This window comes from Streptomyces sp. NPDC058239 (assembly GCF_042882185.1).
In the GTDB taxonomy this organism is placed as follows: domain Bacteria; phylum Actinomycetota; class Actinomycetes; order Streptomycetales; family Streptomycetaceae; genus Streptomyces.
Map to the genome: position 1 here is coordinate 192,059 of NZ_JBHVWS010000001.1, position 20,900 is coordinate 212,958.

Annotated in this window: 16 protein-coding genes; 3 read left to right on the forward strand and 13 right to left on the reverse strand. The window is 69.6% G+C overall.

The features are described 5' to 3' along the window. Nucleotides 1-180: 180 nt before the first annotated feature. The 6 genes from whiA to ACFVYE_RS00945 form a co-directional block, all read right to left on the reverse strand. The gene (gene whiA, locus ACFVYE_RS00920) at nucleotides 181-1,170 is read right to left on the reverse strand and encodes a DNA-binding protein WhiA (protein ID WP_024494235.1); all 990 of its coding nucleotides are present in this window, start codon (nucleotides 1,168-1,170) and stop codon (nucleotides 181-183) included. Beyond that, on the reverse strand, nucleotides 1,161-2,195 hold the full coding sequence (gene yvcK / locus ACFVYE_RS00925) for a uridine diphosphate-N-acetylglucosamine-binding protein YvcK (RefSeq protein WP_383971914.1): 1,035 nt from the start codon (nucleotides 2,193-2,195) through the stop codon (nucleotides 1,161-1,163). The genes whiA and yvcK overlap by 10 nt, the downstream gene beginning before the upstream one ends. Beyond that, nucleotides 2,192-3,163 carry an RNase adapter RapZ gene (gene rapZ, locus ACFVYE_RS00930; RefSeq protein ID WP_383971917.1) on the reverse strand — a complete coding sequence of 324 codons (972 nt, stop codon included), beginning with the start codon at nucleotides 3,161-3,163 and terminating at the stop codon, nucleotides 2,192-2,194. Before rapZ ends, yvcK begins: the two co-directional genes overlap by 4 nt. Beyond that, a complete protein-coding gene (uvrC, locus tag ACFVYE_RS00935; protein ID WP_383971920.1) occupies nucleotides 3,160-5,271 on the reverse strand; it encodes an excinuclease ABC subunit UvrC in 2,112 nt (703 codons plus the stop codon). Before uvrC ends, rapZ begins: the two co-directional genes overlap by 4 nt. A gap of 119 nt (nucleotides 5,272-5,390) precedes the next feature. After that, nucleotides 5,391-6,269 (reverse strand): hypothetical protein, encoded by an 879-nt coding sequence (locus ACFVYE_RS00940; RefSeq protein ID WP_389603463.1) that lies wholly within the window; start codon nucleotides 6,267-6,269, stop codon nucleotides 5,391-5,393. Nucleotides 6,270-6,273: 4 nt separating this feature from the next. Then, on the reverse strand, nucleotides 6,274-6,912 hold the full coding sequence (locus ACFVYE_RS00945; protein ID WP_389603465.1) for a papain-like cysteine protease family protein: 639 nt from the start codon (nucleotides 6,910-6,912) through the stop codon (nucleotides 6,274-6,276). 229 nt (nucleotides 6,913-7,141) lie between these two features. Between ACFVYE_RS00945 and ACFVYE_RS00950 the strand changes: the two genes are divergently transcribed. Then, nucleotides 7,142-8,068 (forward strand): hypothetical protein, encoded by a 927-nt coding sequence (locus tag ACFVYE_RS00950; RefSeq protein WP_389603467.1) that lies wholly within the window; start codon nucleotides 7,142-7,144, stop codon nucleotides 8,066-8,068. Between the two features lie 17 nt (nucleotides 8,069-8,085). Here the strand turns inward: ACFVYE_RS00950 and ACFVYE_RS00955 are convergent, their stop codons facing one another. Beyond that, a complete protein-coding gene (locus ACFVYE_RS00955; protein ID WP_383971929.1) occupies nucleotides 8,086-8,514 on the reverse strand; it encodes a Rieske (2Fe-2S) protein in 429 nt (142 codons plus the stop codon). 436 nt (nucleotides 8,515-8,950) lie between these two features. Beyond that, complete coding sequence (uvrA, locus tag ACFVYE_RS00960; RefSeq protein ID WP_383979136.1) at nucleotides 8,951-12,010, reverse strand: excinuclease ABC subunit UvrA; 3,060 nt, start codon at nucleotides 12,008-12,010, stop codon at nucleotides 8,951-8,953. Between the two features lie 175 nt (nucleotides 12,011-12,185). On the opposite strand from uvrA, the gene ACFVYE_RS00965 reads away from it, so the two are divergent. Continuing rightward, the gene (locus ACFVYE_RS00965; protein WP_389603469.1) at nucleotides 12,186-12,875 is read left to right on the forward strand and encodes a maleylpyruvate isomerase family mycothiol-dependent enzyme; all 690 of its coding nucleotides are present in this window, start codon (nucleotides 12,186-12,188) and stop codon (nucleotides 12,873-12,875) included. Between the two features lie 10 nt (nucleotides 12,876-12,885). Next, nucleotides 12,886-13,542, forward strand: coding sequence for an MBL fold metallo-hydrolase (locus ACFVYE_RS00970; RefSeq protein WP_382898691.1), 657 nt, complete (start codon nucleotides 12,886-12,888; stop codon nucleotides 13,540-13,542). Nucleotides 13,543-13,665: 123 nt separating this feature from the next. Here ACFVYE_RS00970 and ACFVYE_RS00975 read toward each other — a convergent pair whose 3' ends face one another. The 5 genes from ACFVYE_RS00975 to ACFVYE_RS00995 form a co-directional block, all read right to left on the reverse strand. Next, nucleotides 13,666-14,670: a TerC family protein gene (locus tag ACFVYE_RS00975; protein WP_389603471.1), complete on the reverse strand. Its 1,005-nt coding sequence runs from the start codon at nucleotides 14,668-14,670 to the stop codon at nucleotides 13,666-13,668. A gap of 255 nt (nucleotides 14,671-14,925) precedes the next feature. Further along, nucleotides 14,926-16,878 (reverse strand): TerD family protein, encoded by a 1,953-nt coding sequence (locus ACFVYE_RS00980; RefSeq protein ID WP_389603473.1) that lies wholly within the window; start codon nucleotides 16,876-16,878, stop codon nucleotides 14,926-14,928. Nucleotides 16,879-17,011: 133 nt separating this feature from the next. Beyond that, nucleotides 17,012-17,590 carry a TerD family protein gene (locus ACFVYE_RS00985; protein ID WP_073747806.1) on the reverse strand — a complete coding sequence of 193 codons (579 nt, stop codon included), beginning with the start codon at nucleotides 17,588-17,590 and terminating at the stop codon, nucleotides 17,012-17,014. A 131-nt stretch (nucleotides 17,591-17,721) separates the two neighbouring features. Continuing rightward, the gene (gene uvrB / locus ACFVYE_RS00990) at nucleotides 17,722-19,842 is read right to left on the reverse strand and encodes an excinuclease ABC subunit UvrB (RefSeq protein WP_383967251.1); all 2,121 of its coding nucleotides are present in this window, start codon (nucleotides 19,840-19,842) and stop codon (nucleotides 17,722-17,724) included. 62 nt (nucleotides 19,843-19,904) lie between these two features. Next, the gene (locus ACFVYE_RS00995) at nucleotides 19,905-20,792 is read right to left on the reverse strand and encodes an MHYT domain-containing protein (protein WP_383967254.1); all 888 of its coding nucleotides are present in this window, start codon (nucleotides 20,790-20,792) and stop codon (nucleotides 19,905-19,907) included. Nucleotides 20,793-20,900: the final 108 nt, after the last annotated feature.

A 20,900-nucleotide genomic window follows, 5' to 3' on the forward strand; every position in this document is an offset into this window, starting at 1 on the left:
CTCTCCGACGGCCCCGGGGTGACATCGAGCGGGGCCGTAAGAACGGCCGAGGCCCATACTCCTCGGTAGGAGTACGGGCCTCCGGATACTCGACCGTACTTGCAGCGATGATTACGGAGCGTCAACGTTCCTGGGAATGCCGCGCGTTCTGTATTCGGCCGACTTCATGGCCGTCGCGGGTCAGCCCACCAGGCCGTCGGCGAGCTCCTCGCTGAGGGTGGATTCCGTGCTCGGGATACCCAGATCCTGGGCCCGCTTGTCGGCCATCGCCAGCAGCCGTCGGATCCGGCCGGCGACCGCGTCCTTGGTCAGCGGCGGGTCGGCGAGCGCGCCCAGTTCCTCCAGGGAGGCCTGCTTGTGCTCCATGCGCAGCCGTCCGGCCGCCGCGAGGTGCTCGGGCACCTCCTCGCCCAGGATCTCCAGCGCGCGCCCGACCCTGGCGCCCGCGGCGACCGCGGCCCGCGCGGAACGGCGCAGGTTGGCGTCGTCGAAGTTGGCGAGCCGGTTGGCGGTGGCGCGGACCTCGCGGCGCATCCGCCGCTCCTCCCAGGCCAGCACCGACTCATGGGCGCCGAGCCGGGTGAGCAGGGCGCCGATCGCGTCGCCGTCACGGACGACGACCCGGTCCACCCCGCGCACCTCGCGGGCCTTCGCCGCGATGGAGAGCCTGCGGGCCGCGCCGACCAGCGCGAGCGCCGCCTCCGGGCCCGGGCAGGTCACCTCCAGCGAGGAGGAGCGGCCCGGCTCGGTGAGCGAGCCGTGTGCCAGGAAGGCCCCGCGCCAGGCGGCCTCGGCATCGCACGTGGCCCCCGAGACCACCTGCGGGGGCAGGCCGCGGATGGGACGGCCGCGGCCGTCCACCAGGCCGGTCTGGCGGGCCAGCTGATCGCCGCCCGCCACCACCCGTACGACATAGCGGGAGCCGCGCCGCAGCCCGCCGGGAGCCATCACGATCAGCTCCGAGCTGTGCCCGAAGATCTCGAGAATGTCCCGCTTCAGCCGACGCGCCGCCATTGCGGTGTCCAGCTCCGCCTCGATCACAATCCGGCCGCTCACCAGGTGCAGCCCACCTGCGAACCGAAGAATCGCCGAGACTTCTGCCTTCCTGCAGCAGGTCCGGGTCACGGGAAGCCGAGAGATTTCGTCCTTCACCGCCGGCGTCATCGCCATGGGCCGATCCTTCCATGCATCCGAAAAATACGGTCGTACGCGGCGGCCAACAGCTCCGGATCATGGATCGGAACGCCGTCGGGTGAGGCCACCGGCGCCAGCTCGACCGCGGCACCGAGCCGCTTGGCGGCGTCGGCGAGGGACTCGCGATCGGGCACGGCGGCTTCGTCGGCCAGCACCACGTCCATGGCGAGTTTAGGGGCGTGTCGTCCCAAAACCTCCAAATGACGCTGCGGAGAGAAGCCATCAGTTTCGCCGGGTTGCGGTGCGAGGTTGAGCGAGAGGACCTTGCGGGCCTTGGTCTCGATGAGCGCGTCGAGCAGTTCCGGGACGAGCAGATGCGGGATCACGGAGGAGAACCAGGACCCCGGGCCGAGCACCACCCAGTCCGCGTCGAGGACCGCCGCGACGGCCTCGGGAACGGCCGGCGGGTCGTTCGGCACGAGGTGGACGGACTGCACCTCGCCCGGGGTGAGCGCCACGGTGGCCTGGCCGCGCACCGTGTCCACGTCATCCGGGCGGGCCGGGTCGTGTCCCCGTACGAGCGCCTGGAGCTCCAGCGGCACGGCGGACATGGGCAGCACCCGGCCGTGCGCCCCGAGGAGCTTGCCGACCAGGTCCAGGGCCTGGACATGGTCGCCGAGCTGCTCCCACAGGGCGACGATCAGCAGATTGCCGACCGCGTGCTCGTGCAGATCACCCTTGGACTGGAAGCGGTGCTGGATGACCTGGGCCCAGGTCTGGCCCCAGTCGTCGTCACCGCACAGGGCGGCGAGCGCCTTGCGCAGATCGCCGGGCGGCAGGACGCCGAGCTCCTCGCGGAGCCGGCCGCTGGAGCCGCCGTCGTCGGCGACGGTGACCACGGCCGTGAGATCGCCGGTGATCCGGCGGAGCGACGCGAGCGACGCGGACAGCCCCATGCCGCCGCCGAGGGCGACGACCTTGGGCTGCGCGCCGCGCTTGCGGCCGGAGATCGCAGAGGTGGCTCTGCGCAGCCGCCGCAGGCGCAGATTACGGCTGGTCACTCGCGCCCCATGTCCCGGTGGACGAGGACCGTCTCGATGCCTTCGGTCGCGAGTCTGGCCGCGAGCTTCTCGGACATGGCGACCGAGCGGTGCTTGCCGCCCGTGCAGCCGACGGCGATCGTCACATAGCGCTTGCCCTCGCGGCGGTACCCGGCGGCGATGAGCTGGAGCAGCTCCGTGTACTGGTTGAGGAATTCCTTGGCGCCGGGCTGGTCGAAGACGTAGGCGGAAACCTCTTCGTTGAGCCCGGTGAACGGGCGCAGTTCGGGGACCCAGTGCGGGTTGGGCAGGAAGCGGCAGTCGACCACCAGGTCGGCGTCGACCGGCAGGCCGTACTTGAAGCCGAACGACATCACCGTGGCGCGCAGCTCCGGCTCCTCGTCGCCGGCGAACTGGGCGTCCATCTTGGCGCGCAGTTCGTGCACATTGAGGCTGGAGGTGTCGATCACCAGGTCGGCGTCGCCGCGCAGCTCACGCAGCAGGTCGCGCTCGGCGGCGATGCCGTCGACGATCCGGCCGTCGCCCTGGAGGGGGTGCGGCCGGCGGACCGACTCGAAGCGCCGGACCAGCGCGTCGTCGGAGGACTCCAGGAAGACGATGCGCCGGGTGACGTGCTTTGCCTCCAGGTCCGCGAGGGACTCGCGGAGGTTGTCGAAGAAGCGGCGGCCCCGCACATCGACGACGACGGCGATCCGGGCCACATTGCCCTGCGAGCGGGCGCCGAGCTCGACCATGGTGGGGATGAGGGCGGGCGGCAGGTTGTCGACGACGAACCAGCCGAGGTCCTCCAGACACTTGGCCGCGGTGCTGCGCCCGGCGCCCGACATCCCCGAGATGATCACCAGCTCGGGGATGGCCGCATTCCCGTCAGCCGTCTCGATCGTGGTGCCCGTACTCACGTGTCCTGCTCCGTCTGCTCGGTCGGTGCTGTTGTGCTCGACTTCGTGTTCGTGTTCGTGCTCAGTCATGTCGTGCTGCCCCCGTCGTCATCTTCAATGATCTCTCCTGTCGCCGTGTTCACGGCGGGCGTGGCCGGGGCAGCCGAGGCCAGGGCGACAGCCACCGATTCCGCAGTCCTGCGGCCTATCCCCGGAACCTCGCAGATCTCGTCGATTGTCGCCTGCTTCAGCTTCTTCACGGAGCCGAAATGCTTGATCAGCGCCTGTTTCCGGGTCTCGCCGAGGCCGGCAACGGCATCCAGGGGGCTGGAGCGGATGCGCTTGGCCCGCTTGGCGCGCTGATACGTGATCGCGAAGCGGTGAGCCTCGTCACGGACACGCTGGAGGAGGTAGAGGCCCTCGCTGGAGCGGGGCAGGACGACGGGGTCGTCGTCCTCGGGCAGCCAGACCTCTTCGAGGCGCTTGGCGAGGCCGCAGACGGCGATGTCGTCGATCCCGAGCTCGTCGAGGGCGCGCTTGGCGGCAGCGACCTGCGGCTGGCCGCCGTCGACCACGACGAGCTGCGGCGGATAGGCGAACCGCTTGGGACGGCCGTCGTCCTCACGGGGCTCGGCGTCCGGATCGGGAGTGGTGTCCGGGACGGAGGTGATGGCTGCGCCAGGGATGGTGTCCACGCCGACGGCCGGGGCGGCCGGGCTGGCCAGGGCTGCCGGAGCGGTTTGCGGGGCCGGGACGGGGCCGGTCGGCGCGGGAGTCTCCTCCCACTCCCCCGTCCGCTCCTTCTCCTGGAGATACCGCTTGAAGCGGCGGCCGATCACCTCGTGCATCGACCGGACGTCGTCCTGGCCCTCGAAGCCCTTGATCTGGAAACGGCGGTACTCGCTCTTGCGGGCAAGACCGTCCTCGAAGACGACCATGGAGGCGACCACGTCGTCGCCCTGGAGATGCGAGATGTCGAAGCACTCGATGCGCAGCGGAGCCGTGTCGAGGCCGAGCGCCTCGGCGATCTCCTCCAGGGCGCGGGAGCGGGTCGTCAGGTCGGAGGCGCGCTTGGTCTTGTGCAGCCCCAGGGCCTGCTGGGCGTTGCGCTGAACCGTCGCCATCAGGTCCTTCTTGTCGCCGCGCTGCGGGATCCGCAGGCTGACATGGGAGCCCCTGCGATCGGCGAGCCACTGGGAGACCGCGTCGGGGTCCTCCGGGAGGGCCGGGACGAGGACCTCCTTGGGAACGGAATCGCCCGTCTCCTCGCCGTACAGCTGCTGCAGGGCGTGCTCGACCAGGCCCGAGGTGTCGACGTTCTCGACCTTGTCGGTGACCCAGCCGCGCTGGCCGCGCACCCGGCCGCCGCGCACATGGAAGATCTGGACGGCGGCTTCGAGCTCGTCCTCGGCGACCGCGATCAGGTCGGCGTCGGTGGCGTCGGCGAGGACGACGGCGCTCTTCTCCATGGCCCGTTTGAGGGCCTCCACATCATCGCGGAGCCGGGCCGCCCGCTCGTACTCCATCTCTTCGGCCGCCGCCATCATGTCCTTCTCCAGGCGGCGGATGTACGTGCCGGTGCGGCCGGCCATGAAGTCGCAGAAGTCGCCCGCCAGTTCCCGGTGTTCCTCGGGGGTGACCCGGCCGACGCAGGGGGCCGAGCACTTGCCGATGTAGCCGAGGAGGCACGGGCGGCCGGTCCTGGCGGCGTTCTTGAAGACTCCGGCGGAACACGTACGCACCGGAAAGACCCGGAGCATCAGGTCGACCGTCTCGCGGATCGCCCAGGCGTGCCCGTACGGACCGAAGTAGCGCACGCCCTTCTTCTTGGCTCCGCGCATGACCTGGACGCGCGGGAATTCCTCGTTGAGCGTGACCGCGAGATACGGATAGCTCTTGTCGTCGCGGTACTTGACGTTGAACCGGGGGTCGAACTCCTTGATCCAGGAGTACTCCAGCTGGAGCGCCTCGACCTCCGTGGAGACGACGGTCCACTCCACCGAGGCGGCCGTGGTGACCATCGTGCGCGTGCGCGGGTGGAGCGCGGCCAGGTCCTGGAAGTAATTGGCCAGGCGCTGGCGCAGGTTCTTGGCCTTTCCGACGTAGATCACCCGGCGGTGTTCGTCGCGGAATTTGTAGACCCCCGGAGAGTCGGGGATCTGTCCCGGCTTGGGGCGGTAGCTGGAGGGGTCTGCCATGTGTCCCACCCTACTTGCGGGCAGTGACAGTGCGGCCTGCTCGGCAGTGGTGCCGTGCTCCGGGGCGCGGGTTGAGGGAGCGCGCCCCGGAGCACGGGGTCAGCGGGTGCCGTTGCCGGTCACGGGGTTTCCCGGTGACGGCGGCGGTTGCGCAGTGCCGTGATGCCGCCGAGGGCGAGCACGACGAGGGCACCCGCTCCGGCGGCGGCCGGCATGGCGGTCGGGGCCGTGGCGGAAGCCGTGCTCGCGGCAGCCACCCGGTGGGTTCCGCCGGCGCCTTCCCGGGGGCCGGAAGCAGTGGCGGACGGTGCGTAGCCCCCCGCCTTGCCGGAGCGGTCGTAACCGGAGCCGGGGAGCTTGTTGCCGTATGCCTCCCGTACCCGGGCGCGGTAGGCGTCGAGTGTGGTGCCGCGGGCGCCGACCGCGCGGACCGCGTCCTGGTCCAGCGGGAGCACCTCGGCGCCCTTCTGGACGTACCAGGCGTCGATCTGCGGCTCGCGGAAGACCGTCCCGCCGGGGAGCTTGTGGGCGCCCGCGGCGGCGTACCGTGTCTCGTCGTCGCCGGTGGCGATGTTCACCACCTGCCAGCCGCCGTCCTTCCCTTCCTTCGGAAGGGTCCACAGGGATGCCTTCTGGCCGTCCGAGGCGACGGCCGTGGTGGCGAGGTAGTCCAGCCTGGCGACGGGCGCGCCCGGTCTCCCCGCGACGAAGTCCGGATCGAGGGTGCGTACGGGGACGGCGGTGCCCTCGATGCGCGGCGCGGCCGCCGACCTTGTGATCTTGCCTTCGCGGGCGAAGAACCGGGACAGGGTGTCCAGGGTCGCGGGGTCGGTGGCCGCTCGACGGGCGGCGGTCAGGGCGGCCGGATCGGCTGCGGGGCCGGCGGCGGCGGCCGCCTGCGGGGCCGTGACGGTGAGCAGGGCGGCGCCTGCCAGAACTCCCGTGGCAGCCAGGGCGGCAGCTGCGGACCGTGCGGTGCGTGCAGTCTTGGAGATCATTCCGTCACGCTCCGATCCGGTACAGCGAGTGGGTCCAGGAGAACTCGTTGTTGCCCACGTACCAGGCGTGCGAGGCCCAGTTGTAACGGTTGCTGGAGGGCCATGGATCGCCCCAGTAGACCCAGCTGTTCGCGTCGTCGTACCCGTACAGGACATGCATGTGGCCACCGCCGGCCGACCACTGGATGCGGGTCTCGACGGGGCGTCCTGCGGCGATCTCGGCCTGGACGGTGGGGTAGCGGAGCCAGCCGGTGACGTACGAACCGGGGTTGATGCCGGCCCAGTCGAGACCGTCCTGGACGTTGCCGAGCGAGGCCTGCGAGTTGGGGCACTCGTAGCCCTGGGATCGGCCGAAGGCGGCGTTGCAGAACTGGTTCTGCGAGTAGGTGCGGCCGAACCAGGTGGCGATGGTGTTGCCGGCTGCCGCCCAGCACCAGTTGGTCTTCTGCTGGGCCTGCATGGTGATGTTCAGGCGCTGGGTGGCGGCGATGCCGCTGTCGGCGGCAGCGGTGCCCTGTACTGCCGGGGCAGTCGTGGTGGGGGTCCGCGCTGCTGAGGCGGTCGCCGTCGGTACGGCGAGCAGTACGGCGGCGAGGACGGCCGTGATCGAGAGCCGTCCCGGTCGGATACTTCGGTTGCGCATTGCGTTCCTCCCGATGCAGGGGGTGTGTGATCGCAGGAGCGCGTCCGGACGCTGTTCGAGGAGCATCAACCGTTGTCGAGGACGGGTCAACACGCTTCAATGCGGGGGAACATCGCGGTGTGAACGGCGTGGCTGATATGTGAACGGCTCTCCCCCGGCCACCTGCGGCACCGCCCCCGCCGATGCGGTCTCCCCACCCCGCGTCGTGAACGTTCACCTGGAGGACCTCATGCAGCACACCGAGGCCGAGCTGGCGCAGGTGCTGCACACCGGCCCGTTCCATCTGGCGCTGCGCACCGCACTCGCGGTGCGCGGGCTGCCGCTCCAGCGGGTGCAGCACCATCTCGCACACCGCGGGGTCAAGGTCGGTGTGACCAGCCTGAGTTACTGGCAGCAGGGGGCCAGGCGCCCGCAGCGCACCGAGTCCCTGCGGGCGGTGAAGGCGCTGGAGGAGGTGCTGGAGCTGCCGGGGAACTCGCTGCTCCGCCTGCTGGAGACCGGGAACGGCCGTGTGGACGCCGACCGTCCGGCCGCGCGCTCGTACCGTTCCCTGATGGAGGCATCCGGCGCGGTGGAGCGGTTGCTCGCCACGATGGGGTCACCGATGGACGGCGGGCTGCACACCGTGGGGCATCACGAGCGGATACGGATCGGGCCCGGCCGGGAACTGCGGCAACGGGAATCGCAGCATGTGGTGCGCGCGCACCGGGACGACATCGACCGCTATCTCGCCGTCCACCGGGGCGATCCGGGCTGCGATCCGGCGCGGGTGGAGGTGGCGGCCCGGGAGAACTGCCGGACGGGACGGGTCCGCTGGGACCAGGAGACGGGAGTGCTGGTCGCGGAGCTGCTCTTCGACACCCGGCTGAGGGCGGGTGACACATACCTCTTCGGCTACGGCTTCGGCGATGCCACGGGAGGGCCGTGCGGCGAGTACGTGCGCGGCTTCAGCTTCGGCGGCGGACAGTACGTGCTGCAGGTGGGCTTCGACGAGGCCGCGCTGCCGGTACGGTGCCGGAGCTTCGCCCAGGTCTCGGCGGGGGCGCCGCGCGGCGCCCGTGCGGATCTCACGCTCACCGGCCGGCACCGGACCGTTCACCTGGTGGAGCAGGGGGTACGGCCCGGCCTGGTCGGCATCGACTGGGACTGGGAGTGAGTCCGGCCCCGAAGGTGTCAGGCCTCGGGGCCCGCGACGAGCTTTCCGCCCTCGATCCTGACCGGGACCGAGGACAGCGGCGCGGTCGCCGGGCCGTGCATGGCCTTGCCCGTCGTCGTATCGAAGCGGCTGCCGTGGCAGGGGCAGTTCCCCACGTTGTCCTCGACCTTGTCCAGCAGGCAGCCCGCGTGGGTGCACTGGGCGCTGAACGCCTTGTACTGGCCCTTGGCCGGGCACGTGACGATGACCCGCTGGTCGCGGTAGAGCTTGGATCCGCCGACCGGAACCTCTTCCGCCGCGCCGAGCTGGACGGGGGCGGTCGGTGTCGGCGTCTCGGCATGACCGAGCTTCGATTCGGTCGAGCAGGCGGCCACTCCCAGCCCGGCGGCGCCGGCGAGAGCGGCGCCCTTCAGCACGGTACGACGGGCGGCGGGCTGGCCGGGCATGCGGTCTCCACTGGTCGGGGGTCAGGGTGCAGAGGGGGTTACCGGGGGCAGCGGAGGCCTCGGAAGCACCAGGGGTACCCGGGGGCATCAGAGCCATCGGTGACAGAACCGACGATACCGGCGGAGATCGAGGGGTCCGTGGCCGGGCCACCCAAGTCCGGTTGTCCCTGGTCAGGGGGCCAGGCGCGGTTGGACAGGCGCGGTTGGACAGGAGGCACGGGGGCGTACGGGCAGGGGCGCGCGGGCGAACCGGGACGCTTCTGGGACGAGCGGGTGGACCGGGGTGCCTGGGGACGTGCGGGCGCGGGGGCGGGGCAGGCCTCACCGAACTCCGGTGGGCGCGCAGCCGTACCGGGGCCTGCGGCGAGGGGCGTGCCGCACCGGCCGAAGCGCCGGCCTCCGATTTTCCGGAGGCCGCCGCTTCGGCGCGGTGCCGTCAGGCCTTGCTCGCGCGGGTCGCCTTCTTCACCGCGGGCTTCTTCACCTCAGCCGTCCTGGCGGTCTTGGCCGTAGCGGACTTGGCGGCCTGGCCCGCACTCGTCCTGGCCGTGGCCGTCTTCCTGACCGGGGCCGACTTCGCAGCGACCGCCTTCTTCGTGGCCACCTTCCGCACGGGCTTACGTGCCGCGGGCACCGAGGCTTCGCTCACCCGGTCCGGGTCCAGGATGCCCTGGAGGAACTTGCCGGTGTGGCTGGCCGGAACCCCGGCGACCTGCTCCGGGGTTCCCTCGGCGACGACCAGACCGCCTCCGTTGCCCCCTTCGGGGCCCATGTCGATGACCCAGTCCGCGGTCTTGACCACATCGAGGTTGTGCTCGATGACGATCACCGAGTTGCCCTTGTCGACCAGCCCGGAGAGCACCTTGATGAGCTTGCTGATGTCCTCGAAGTGCAGACCCGTGGTCGGCTCGTCCAGAACGTAGACCGTGCGGCCGGTGGAGCGCTTCTGCAGCTCGCTCGCGAGCTTCACACGCTGTGCCTCGCCGCCGGAGAGCGTCGGCGCGGACTGGCCGAGCCTGACGTATCCGAGGCCGACCTCGTGGAGCGTGCGGAGGTGACGCGCGATCGTCGGGACGGCCTCGAAGAACTCCAGGCCCTCCTCGATCGGCATGTCCAGCACCTCGGCGATGGACTTGCCCTTGTAGTGGACCTCCAGGGTCTCCCGGTTGTAGCGCGCTCCGTGGCAGACCTCGCACGGGACGTACACATCCGGCAGGAAGTTCATCTCGATCTTGATCGTGCCGTCGCCGGAGCAGTTCTCGCAGCGGCCGCCCTTGACGTTGAAGGAGAAGCGGCCCGGCAGATAGCCGCGCACCTTCGCCTCCATCGTCTCCGCGAACAGCTTGCGGACATGGTCGAAGACACCGGTGTACGTGGCCGGGTTGGACCGGGGCGTACGGCCGATGGGTGACTGGTCGACGTGCACCACCTTGTCGACCTGGTCGTCCCCGTCGACCCGGGTGTGGCGGCCGGGCACCGACTTGGCGCCGTTCAGCTCGCGTGCCAGGTGGGTGTAGAGGATGTCGTTGACCAGCGTCGACTTTCCGGAGCCCGAGACACCTGTGACGGCCGTGAGCACACCGAGCGGGAAGGAGACGTCGATGTCCTGGAGGTTGTTCTCCCGGGCACCGTGCACCGTGAGCCTGCGTGACGGGTCGACGGGGCGCCGGATGTCGGGCATCGCGATCGACTTCTTGCCGGTCAGATACTGGCCGGTGATCGACTCACCGTTGCCCAGCAGCTCCTTGAGCGATCCGGAGTGGACCACCTTGCCGCCGTGCTCACCGGCGCCGGGGCCGATGTCGACGACCCAGTCGGCGACCTTGATGGTGTCCTCGTCGTGCTCGACGACGATGAGCGTGTTGCCCATGTCGCGGAGCCGGACCAAAGTCTCGATCAGCCGGTGGTTGTCCCGCTGGTGCAGACCGATGGACGGCTCGTCCAGCACGTACAGCACGCCGACCAGGCCGGAGCCGATCTGTGTGGCGAGCCGGATGCGCTGGGCCTCGCCGCCGGACAGAGTGCCTGCCGCGCGGTTCAGCGAGAGATAGTCGAGGCCGACGTCGACCAGGAACCTCAGCCGCTCGTTGACCTCCTTCAGCACCCGTTCGGCAATCTTCTTGTCGCGGGCGTTCAGCTTCATCCGGCCGAGGAATTCGGCGCACTCGCTGATCGACATCGCGGAGACCTCGGCGATGGACTTCTCCATCACCGTGACCGCGAGGACGATCGGCTTGAGCCTGGTGCCCTCACAGGTCGGGCAGGGCACCTCTCGCATATAGCCCTCGAAGCGCTCCCGGCTGGAGTCGCTCTCGGCCTCGGAGTGCCGCCGCTTGACGAACTGCACCGCGCCCTCGAAGGCGGGGGTGGTGTAGGCGCGCTCGCGGCCGTAGCGGTTGCGGTAGCGGACCTCGGTCTGGATCTTGTGGCCGTGGAGCAGGGCCTTCTTGGCGCGCTGCGGCAGCCCGGCCCACGGGATGTCCGTACGGAATCCGAGGGCTGTGGCGAGCGCGCCGATCAGCCGCCCGAAGTACTCCTTGGTGTGGCCGTGCGACCAGGGGTGGATCGCGCCCTCGTCGAGCGACTTCTCCTCGTCGGGGACGATCAGCTCGGGGTCGACCTCCATCCGCGTACCGATACCCGTGCAGTCGGGGCAGGCGCCGAAGGGCGAGTTGAAGGAGAAGGAGCGCGGCTCCAGCTCCTCGAAGGAGAGGTCGTCGTACGGGCAGTAGAGGTGCTCGGAGTACATCCGCTCACGCTCGGGGTCGTCCTCGGGGAGGTCGACGAAGTCGAGCACGACCATGCCGCCGGAGAGCCCGAGCGCGGTCTCGACCGAGTCGGTCAGCCGGCGCTTGGCACTGTCCTTCACCGTGAGGCGGTCGATGACCACCTCGATGGTGTGCTTCTCCTGCTTCTTCAGCTTGGGCGGCTCGGAGAGCTGGATGGTCTCGCCGTCGACCCGGGCCCTGCTGTAGCCCTTGGTCTGCAGATCGGCGAAGAGGTCGACGAACTCGCCCTTGCGCTCACGCACCAGCGGCGAGAGCACCTGGAAACGGCTGCCCTCGGGAAGGCCGAGCACCTTGTCGACGATGGCCTGCGGCGACTGGCGCGAGATGGGACGGCCGCACTCGGGGCAGTGCGGCTTGCCGATCCGGGCGAAGAGCAGCCGGAGGTAGTCGTAGACCTCCGTGATGGTGCCGACCGTCGAGCGCGGATTGCGCGAGGTCGACTTCTGGTCGATGGAGACGGCGGGCGAGAGGCCCTCGATGAAGTCGACGTCCGGCTTGTCCATCTGGCCGAGGAACTGGCGGGCGTACGAGGAGAGGGACTCCACGTAGCGTCGCTGTCCCTCGGCGAAAATCGTGTCGAACGCGAGAGACGACTTGCCCGACCCGGAAAGCCCGGTGAAGACGATGAGGGAGTCGCGGGGGAGGTCGAGCGAGACGTTCTTGAGGTTGTGCTCGCGAGCGCCACGGACGATGAGACGGTCGGCCACGCCGGTCCGCACCTTTCTAGAGAGAAGTGGGGGAACTGAGCCCCTGTCCCAGGGTATGGGGGGCGCCACAGCGATGTACGAAGCTTTCGACTCCGAGCGTATAGCACGCGCATTCGATTTACGGACGACCGCAGACTCCTTCACCCGAATGAGTGGCGGGGCTAGGCTCAGCCTCATGATTGATCATGCGCACGACCTGGACGCCGTACGTGAAGCGACCGATCGACTGCTCAGCGCCACCAGGAAATTGGACGACTCCGCACTCGCCGAGCCGTCGCGATTGCCGAGCTGGAGCCGCGGCCATGTCGTTGCGCACCTCTCTCGTAACGCCGACGCGCTCGTAAATGTTCTCCAGGGCCGGCCCATGTACGCAGACAGCGAAACCCGCGACCGCGACATCGAGCGCGACGCAACCCGGCCGAAGGCCGAGCAGTCGGCCGACCTGGCCGAGAGCGCGGCCCGTTTCGTGGCCGCCGCCTCGGCCCCGGCCGACTGGTCCCGCACGGTCACGATGCGCAACGGCGTGACCGACTCGGCCTCCCGGATCCCCTTCCGCCGCCGCATCGAGGTCGAGCTGCACCATGTCGACCTGGGCATCGGCTATGAGCTGGAGGATCTCCCGGACGAGTTCGTCACACGGGAGATCGACTTCCTCGCCGAGCGGTTCGGCGGGCACCCCGATGTCGTGTCCACGAGTGTGGCCGACGACAAGGGTCTGGCGTGGACGACGGGCGGCGGCGCGGAAGGCGGCCCTGTCACGGTCCGCGGTACGGCCCCCGAGCTGCTCGGCTGGCTCTGCGGACGCCGTGACGGCTCGGCACTGACCGTCGAAGGCGGCCCCCTTCCCGCTCTGCCCCCGCTATAGGCTGAGACGTATGACGTACAGCGGAACGGTCAAGGTCGGCGGGCGTGCGGATGTACACGAGTTGACGGATCTGATGATCTCCAAGGTCGCCGTCGGCCCGATGAACAACAACGCCTATCTGCTGCGCTGCCGGGCCACCGGTGAGCAGCTCCTGATCGACGCGGCCAACGAGGCCGGGACCCTGCTGCAGCTGATCGGTGACGACGGCATCACCTCCGTCGTCACCACCCATCGGCACGGCGACCACTGGCAGGCGCTCGGAGAGGTGGTGGCGGCCACCGGCGCGCGTACGTACGCCGGGCGGTACGACGCCGAGGGCATCCCGGTCCCGACCGATGTCCTGGTCGACGACAACGGCACGATCCAGGTGGGCCGGGTCGCCCTGACCGCCCGCCACCTCGTCGGCCACACCCCGGGCTCCATCGCGCTGATCTACGACGACCCGCACGGCGCCCCGCATCTGTTCACCGGGGACTGCCTCTTCCCGGGCGGGGTCGGCAACACGCACAAGGACCCCGAGGCCTTCGCGAGCCTGCTCCACGATGTGGAGACCAAGCTCTTCGACCAGTTGCCCGACGAGACCTGGGTCTATCCGGGCCACGGTCACGACACCACGCTCGGCGACGAGCGTCCGCAGCTGCCGCAGTGGCGCGCCCGCGGCTGGTGACTGCAGCCGCAGGGGCGCTCTCCACCCGTGCAAACACCGGCCGGGGCGGGCAACGGACAGTTGCTCGCCCCGGCCGGTGCCGGTTCCTGCCCGGCCGGACGGCCGCCGGGCCGTCCGCGGCGATCAGGCGTCGATGCTGGAACCCTTCTCCGCGGCCTTGTCCGCTTCCGCGGCCGCCTCGGCCTGCTCCTGCTTCTTGTTGGCGATGAGACTGGTGATCGTGGTGATCACCAGCACGCCGCAGATGACGCCGAGCGAGACCGGGATGGAGATCTCGGGGACGTGCACTCCGGACTCGTGCAGTGCGTGCAGCACCAGCTTCACGCCGATGAAGCCGAGGATGACCGAGAGGCCGTAGCTGAGGTGGACCAGCTTCTTCAACAGCCCGCCGATCAGGAAGTACAGCTGCCGCAGCCCCATCAGGGCGAAGGCGTTGGCGGTGAAGACGATGTACGGGTCCTGGGTCAGACCGAAGATCGCGGGGATGGAATCCAGGGCGAACAGCACATCGGTGGTGCCGATGGCGAGCATGACGACCATCAGCGGCGTCAGGACGCGCTTGCCGTTGTTACGGATGAAGAGCTTGGTGCCGTGGTATCGGTCGGCGACCCCGAAGCGGCGTTCGATCGTCTTGAGGAGTCGGTTCTCCTCGAATTCCTCCTCTTCCTCGTCGGCCCGCGCCTCCTGGATGAGCTTCCAGGCGGTGTAGATCAGGAACGCGCCGAAGATGTAGAAGACCCACGAGAAGTTGGCGATGACGGCGGCACCGGCAGCGATGAAGATCGCTCGCAGCACCAGCGCGATCAGCACACCGACGAGCAGCACCCGTTGCTGGAGGTGGGAGGGGACCGAGAACTTCGCCATGATCAGGACGAAGACGAAGAGGTTGTCGACGCTGAGCGACTTCTCGGTGATGAAACCGGCGAAGAACTCGCCCGACGCCTGGCTCTCGCCGAAGACCAGCAGGCCGAGTCCGAAGAGCGCGGCCAGCGCGATCCAGATGATCGTCCAGATTCCGGCTTCCTTGGTCGTCACGTCATGGGGTTTGCGCCCGATGAAGAAGTCGACGGCAATAAGGGCTGACAGACCAAGAATGGTCAGCACCCAGAGGGTCCATGAAACGTCCACTGCGCCTCCGGCAGTTCGCTACGGCTACTGATCAGCGTCGTCGCTGCCGGAGGTCTCTTCCACCCGGGCGCACGGGCTGCGCACCACGGGCCGACGCCCCGGGACCGGTCACAGTCCGTACTGACGGGCACGCCGCGTATGGGAGTACTCCCCTCCGCTCAAAGAACAGTACAGGGAACACCAAGGAAAGGTAAAGGGGAGGGTAAAGATCTTTCAAAAGAGCAGGTCAGGGGCGTGATACCTAGTCGCTGCCGCTCAGGGACGCCGGGGGTGGCGGGCCGCGGCCACCCTGGCGAGCACCTGCTCGAGCACCTGGCTGCCGGGCGGCATCCTCAGCGGCTCGTACGTCCAGGCGTGGCCCACCCAGGGATCGGCCAGGTGGTCGTCGGCGACCGGGGTGATCCGGAGCAGCGAGCGCCACAGCGGGTCGAGCACCGGCCCGTACGCGCCGGCGTCCTCGCGGTCCGCGACCATCAGCAGATGGACGCCGACCGAGGGCCCCTCGTCCGCGAGGTAGCGCAGCTGGGTGACGGCCCGGTCGTCGAAGCCGTGCGGGAAGTCGTTGACGATCAGCAGCTGTTCGCCTGTGTCGAGGTCCGGCGGAAGCGAATCGGCGGCGCCGGCCCGGATCGCCATCTGCACCAGGTCGACGCGCCGGGTGAGCTGCGCGAGGACCGTGGCCACTCCCCCGGCTCCGGCGGCGGGCGGCCCGGCGAGGGCCCCGGATTCGACCAGGGGGGCGAGCGCTCCGGCCGCCGAGCCCGCGGGGTCGATGACATGGACGGCGAACTCGTCGGCCGGATAGACGGCCAGCAGCCGGGCCGCGTGCGCCACCGCGTTCTCCATGGCCAGGCGGCGCAGTTGGGCGGTGTCCACCAGGGCTGCAGCCTCGGAGGCCGTACGGCCGCTGTCGACCCAGATCCCGCGCTCCAGAGGGAGCCGGACCAGCAGCGGGATTCGCAGGTCGGGGCTCTCGGGCAGATGGAGGTCGCCGATGCGCAGCGCCATCGGGATCTCCATCGGGACGCGATAGGCGTGCCAGACGGGGTTGTCCCATCCCGCGTACGCGGCGGGGAGCGCGGGTTCCACAACGGCGGACTCGGCGGCGAGCTGGGCGAGGTCGCGATCGAGGACCTCACGGGCCCGGGCGGTCAGCTCGTCGCGCTTGGCACGAGCCTGTTCGCGGGCCCGGTCGCCGGCGCCGCCGATCCGGTTGCGCGGGTCGGACAGGGTCCGGTCGAGCTCCTGGTCCATGCGGGACTCTGCGAAGTCGACGGCGCTGCGGTACGCGGCGGTGGTGCGGGCCAGGTCCTCGAACATGCCCCATATCTGGTTGTAGAGGCGCTCCTCCATGGACCAGCCGGTCGCGTCCCCGGCGACGGGCCGGGCGGCGCGGCCCGGCTCGGCGGGCGGGGCGGCGGGAGGGGGCGGCGGGGGTGCGGATGCCTGGCGGCGCGGGTGCGCGTAGTTGATGGGGCCGCCCGTCGTGGCCGCGGACGGCGGGGCGGTGGGCCCGGGGAGCGGCTCGGGGGGCTGGGTGGCCGTCGGCGGTGTGACAGGAGGTCGGCTGCCGTCCGAGGACGGTACGGGGCCCGTGCCGTGACCGACCCGGTCACCGTCCGGGGTGCGCGGCGGGGGCGGTGCGACCGAGCGGGCCATCGCCCGGGCGACGGCGTCCTGGATCGAGTGGGCCAGCTCGGCCGCCTGCGTCAGGCCCTGGTCGGCGAGCATGGCGGCGAGGCCGCCCGCGTAGCCCTGACCGACGGCGCGGACCTTCCAGGCACCCTGGCGGCGGTAGAGCTCCAGGGCTGTGACGGCGGACTCGGTGTCCAGGCCGGTCAGAGTGAAGGTGGCGATCTCGTTGCCTTCGAGCCCGGTGACGGCGACGAACGGTGAGGCGACCGCGCCGAACCGGACCGGTCCGTCGACGCCCGTGGGCAGGGCCAGCAGCACGGTGACCCGGTGCACCGAAGCCGGCAGGGCGTCGAGGTCCACGGCGAGCCGGTGTTCGGCGGCGGCCTGTCCGGACACCTCGAGCCCGGGCAGTTGTGGCGATCCCGGGTGGGCGACCCACTCGGTGCCGTGCACGGTGCCGTCCTCGTCGCCGAGCGTGGCACCGGCCACGACGGGCGTGCCGGCCGATACCCGGATCTCCAGACGGGTCTGGGGCAAGGTGTGGTTCTGCCCCCGGACCAGCTCGGCCGTCATTGCCCTGTCCCCTCGATGAGTTGCTGCTGCGTGGTGCAGTGTCGTGCGGTGCGGCGCGATGTGGTGCAGCTCCCGGCGGCCGATGCCTCCGGGAGCTGCGCGTACCGATATCGACCGGCTGGTGGGGCCGTACCTACAGGTGCGGCAGGATCGCCGGCATCAGGTCCTGGAAGGTGCGGCCGTTGGCCGGGTTGCCGAGGGCGGTCATCTGCCACCCGTTCCCCGAACGGTGCACCTTCGCCATGATCTGGGCCGTGTACTGCCCGCCGCCGTCCAGCGTGTAGCGGGCGAGCTCCTGGCCGTTGGTCTCGTCGACGATGCGACAGAAGGCGTTCTGCACCTCCTGGAACGTCTGGCCGGTGAAGGAGTTCACCGTGAAGACGATCTGGTCGATGTGGACCGGCACCCGCTGCAGATCGACGAGGATCGCCTCGTCGTCGCCGCCCGAACCGGCGCCGCCGACCAGATTGTCCCCGGTGTGCTTGACCGAGCCGTCGTCACTGACGAGGTGACGGAAGAAGACCACGTCGACCGGCTGCTTGTCGGCGAACAGCACCGCCGAAGCGTCGAGGTCGATCTCCCTCGTACGTGAACCGAACAGACCGCGGCGCGGCGCCGCCTGCCAGCCGAGCCCCATCCGCACCGCGGTCAGGGTCCCCCCGTCGCTCTTCTGCAGGCTGATGGCCTGACCCTTGGTCATATTGACCGTCACGCGCTGTCCCCTCTCCGCTTGCCCCGCAACCGTCCGTGCGCGGTTTCCCAGCACCCTACGCAGTCAAACCGAGCGCGTGGCCGCTTGGGGCGTCTTTGTGTCGGTCCTGCAACACACCAGGTGCGATGGGGTCAGGCGAGGCCCGCCTCCCGCATCTGACGCAACTCCTTCTTCAACTCACCGACCTCGTCGCGCAGTCGGGCCGCCACTTCGAACTGCAGGTCAGCGGCGGCTGCCCGCATCCGGTCGGTCATCTCCTCGATGATTCCGGCGAGTTCGGTGGCGGGCCGGTCGGTGACCACCGCGCCGCTGCCCCCGGCCTTCTTGGAGCCTGCCGTCTTGACGCCCAGCGTGGGAACGGGAGCCTTGGCACCCTTCGCCTGGCGGTAGCCGGTGCCGAGCAGCTGCTCGGTGTCGACCTCCTCGCGGGCGATCGTCGCAACGATGTCGTTGATCTTCTTGCGCAGCGGCTGCGGATCGAGGCCGCGCTCGGTGTTGTAGGCGATCTGCTTCTCGCGACGGCGATTGGTCTCGTCGATGGCCTGCGCCATCGCCGGGGTGATCTTGTCCGCGTACATATGGACCTGCCCCGACACGTTCCGCGCGGCGCGCCCGATGGTCTGGATCAGGGATGTCCCCGAGCGCAGGAAGCCCTGCTTGTCCGCGTCGAGGATGGCGACCAGCGACACCTCGGGCAGGTCGAGGCCCTCGCGCAGGAGGTTGATGCCGACCAGTACGTCGTACTCACCGGAGCGCAGCTCGCGCAGCAGCTCGATGCGGCGCAGGGTGTCGACGTCGCTGTGCAGATAGCGGACCTGGATGCCGAGCTCCAGGAAGTAGTCGGTGAGGTCCTCGGCCATTTTCTTGGTGAGGGTGGTGACCAGGACCCGCTCGTCCTTCTCGGCGCGCGTGCGGATCTCGTGCACCAAGTCGTCGATCTGGCCCTCGGTGGGCTTGACGACGACCTCCGGGTCGACGAGGCCGGTGGGGCGGATGATCTGCTCCACGAAGCCGTCGCCCCTGGAGAGCTCGTACTTCCCGGGTGTGGCGGAGAGATAGACGGTCTGGTTGATCCGACCCAGGAACTCCTCCCACTTCAGCGGGCGGTTGTCGAGGGCGGAGGGGAGCCGGAATCCGTGGTCGACGAGGGTCCGCTTGCGGGAGGCGTCGCCCTCGTACATGGCGCCGATCTGCGGCACGGTGACATGCGACTCGTCGAGGACGAGGAGGAAGTCCTCGGGGAAGTAGTCGAGGAGGGTGTTGGGGGCGGTGCCGGGTGAGCGGCCGTCGAAGTGCATCGAGTAGTTCTCGACGCCGGAGCAGGTGCCGATCTGCCGGAGCATCTCGATGTCGTACGTGGTGCGCATCCGCAGCCGCTGGGCCTCCAGCATCTTGCCCTGTTTCTCCAGCTCGGCGAGGCGCTGTTCCAGCTCCTGCTCGATGCCGTTGACCGCCTTCTCCATGCGCTCGGGGCCTGCGACGTAGTGGCTGGCCGGGAAGACGTGGAGGGACTGGTCCTCACTGATGACCTCGCCGGTGAGCGGGTGGAGGGTGGAGAGCGCCTCGATCTCGTCGCCGAACATCTCGATTCGGACGGCGAGCTCCTCGTAGACCGGGAAGATCTCGATGGTGTCGCCGCGGACGCGGAAGGTGCCGCGTGTGAATGCCAGGTCGTTGCGGCTGTACTGGATCTCGACGAAGCGGCGCAGCAGCTGGTCGCGGTCGATCTCGTCGCCGACCTTGAGCTGGACCATCCGGTCCACGTACTCCTGGGGCGTACCGAGGCCGTAGATGCAGGAGACGGAGGCGACCACGACGACGTCGCGCCGGGTGAGCAGCGAATTCGTCGCGGAGTGGCGCAGCCGCTCGACCTCCTCGTTGATCGAGGAGTCCTTCTCGATGTAGGTGTCCGACTGCGGGACGTACGCCTCGGGCTGGTAGTAGTCGTAGTACGAGACGAAGTACTCGACGGCGTTGTTGGGCAGCAGCTCGCGGAACTCGTTCGCCAGCTGGGCCGCGAGCGTTTTGTTCGGCGCCATCACAAGGGTGGGGCGCTGCAGTTTCTCGATCATCCAGGCGGTGGTCGCCGACTTGCCGGTGCCGGTCGCGCCGAGCAGGACGACATCCTTCTCATCCGCACGGATGCGCCGCTCCAGCTCGGCGATGGCCGCGGGCTGGTCGCCGCTGGGCTGGTAGGGACTGACGACCTCGAAAGGCGCCACCGAACGTTCGATCTTCGAAACGGGCCGCATGCAACCACCGTACGACCCACCGCTGACAACCGGGCCGGGTCAGCCGCAGTGCCGGGCCGAGGTCACCATTCTCCCGGCGGCGCGGGATCGCGCGGCCGCGAGTGGAACGACGCCGGGTCGGCATGTGTTCCGAACCGCGGGACCTGCCGCTGGGCCGGGATTCCGGGGGGCCGTCCGGCCCCGTTCATGGCCCCGGGGTCGTCCCAGTCCGGGGTTCCCATCACCATCAGGGGGTCGAACATCACGACCACCGCGGCAAGGAGCAGGAAGCAGCCGGGGCCGATCAACAGTGGCAGGAGAGGGGCGGTCCACCCGTCGGCCGAAGCCGGGTCGGCGAGGGCGCCGGGGTGCAGATGGACGTTCAGCGCGGCCATGCCCGTGTAGTGCATGCCGCTCACCGCGACGCCCATCACGACGCTGGCGCCGAGGCTGGGCAGGAAACCATGGATGGAGACGGCCGCCCAGAGTGCGGTCGTGGCGGCCACCACGGCTATGACGACGGAGAGGGCCACGGTGAACGTTTCGTACTCGAACTGTCCCTCAAGACGCATTCCGGCCATGCCCAGGTAGTGCATGGTGGCCACGCCCAGCCCGGTGATGGTGCCGCCCGTCACCATTGCCATACGGGTGGCGCCTCGGTACCCGACTATGAAGATGCCGATGGCGACCATGCCGATCGCGACGGCGAGGCTGGCGAAGGTGATCGGCTTGTCGTAGCTGATGGTCACCCCTTCGACGGAGAAGCCGATCATCGCGATGAAGTGCATCGTCCAGATGCCGGAGCCTATGGAGGTCGCGCCGAGAGCCAGCCAGCCGGCCTTGAAGGAACGCTCGGTGCGCAACGAACGGCTCGTACAGCGCAGCCCGAGGGCCGCACCGAGGCAGGCCATGAGGAAGGCCGCGACGGGCGTCACCGCCCCGTAGCTGAAACCGTCGATCGTGCCCTGCATGCTCGTACGCCCTTCGCGGAAGCCCGGGTTCGGGGGTGACCATAAGACGCGAGGCCCGGCAGACAAAAGAAGAGCTGCATTTTATCGACATGGAAATCGGCCCGTGAC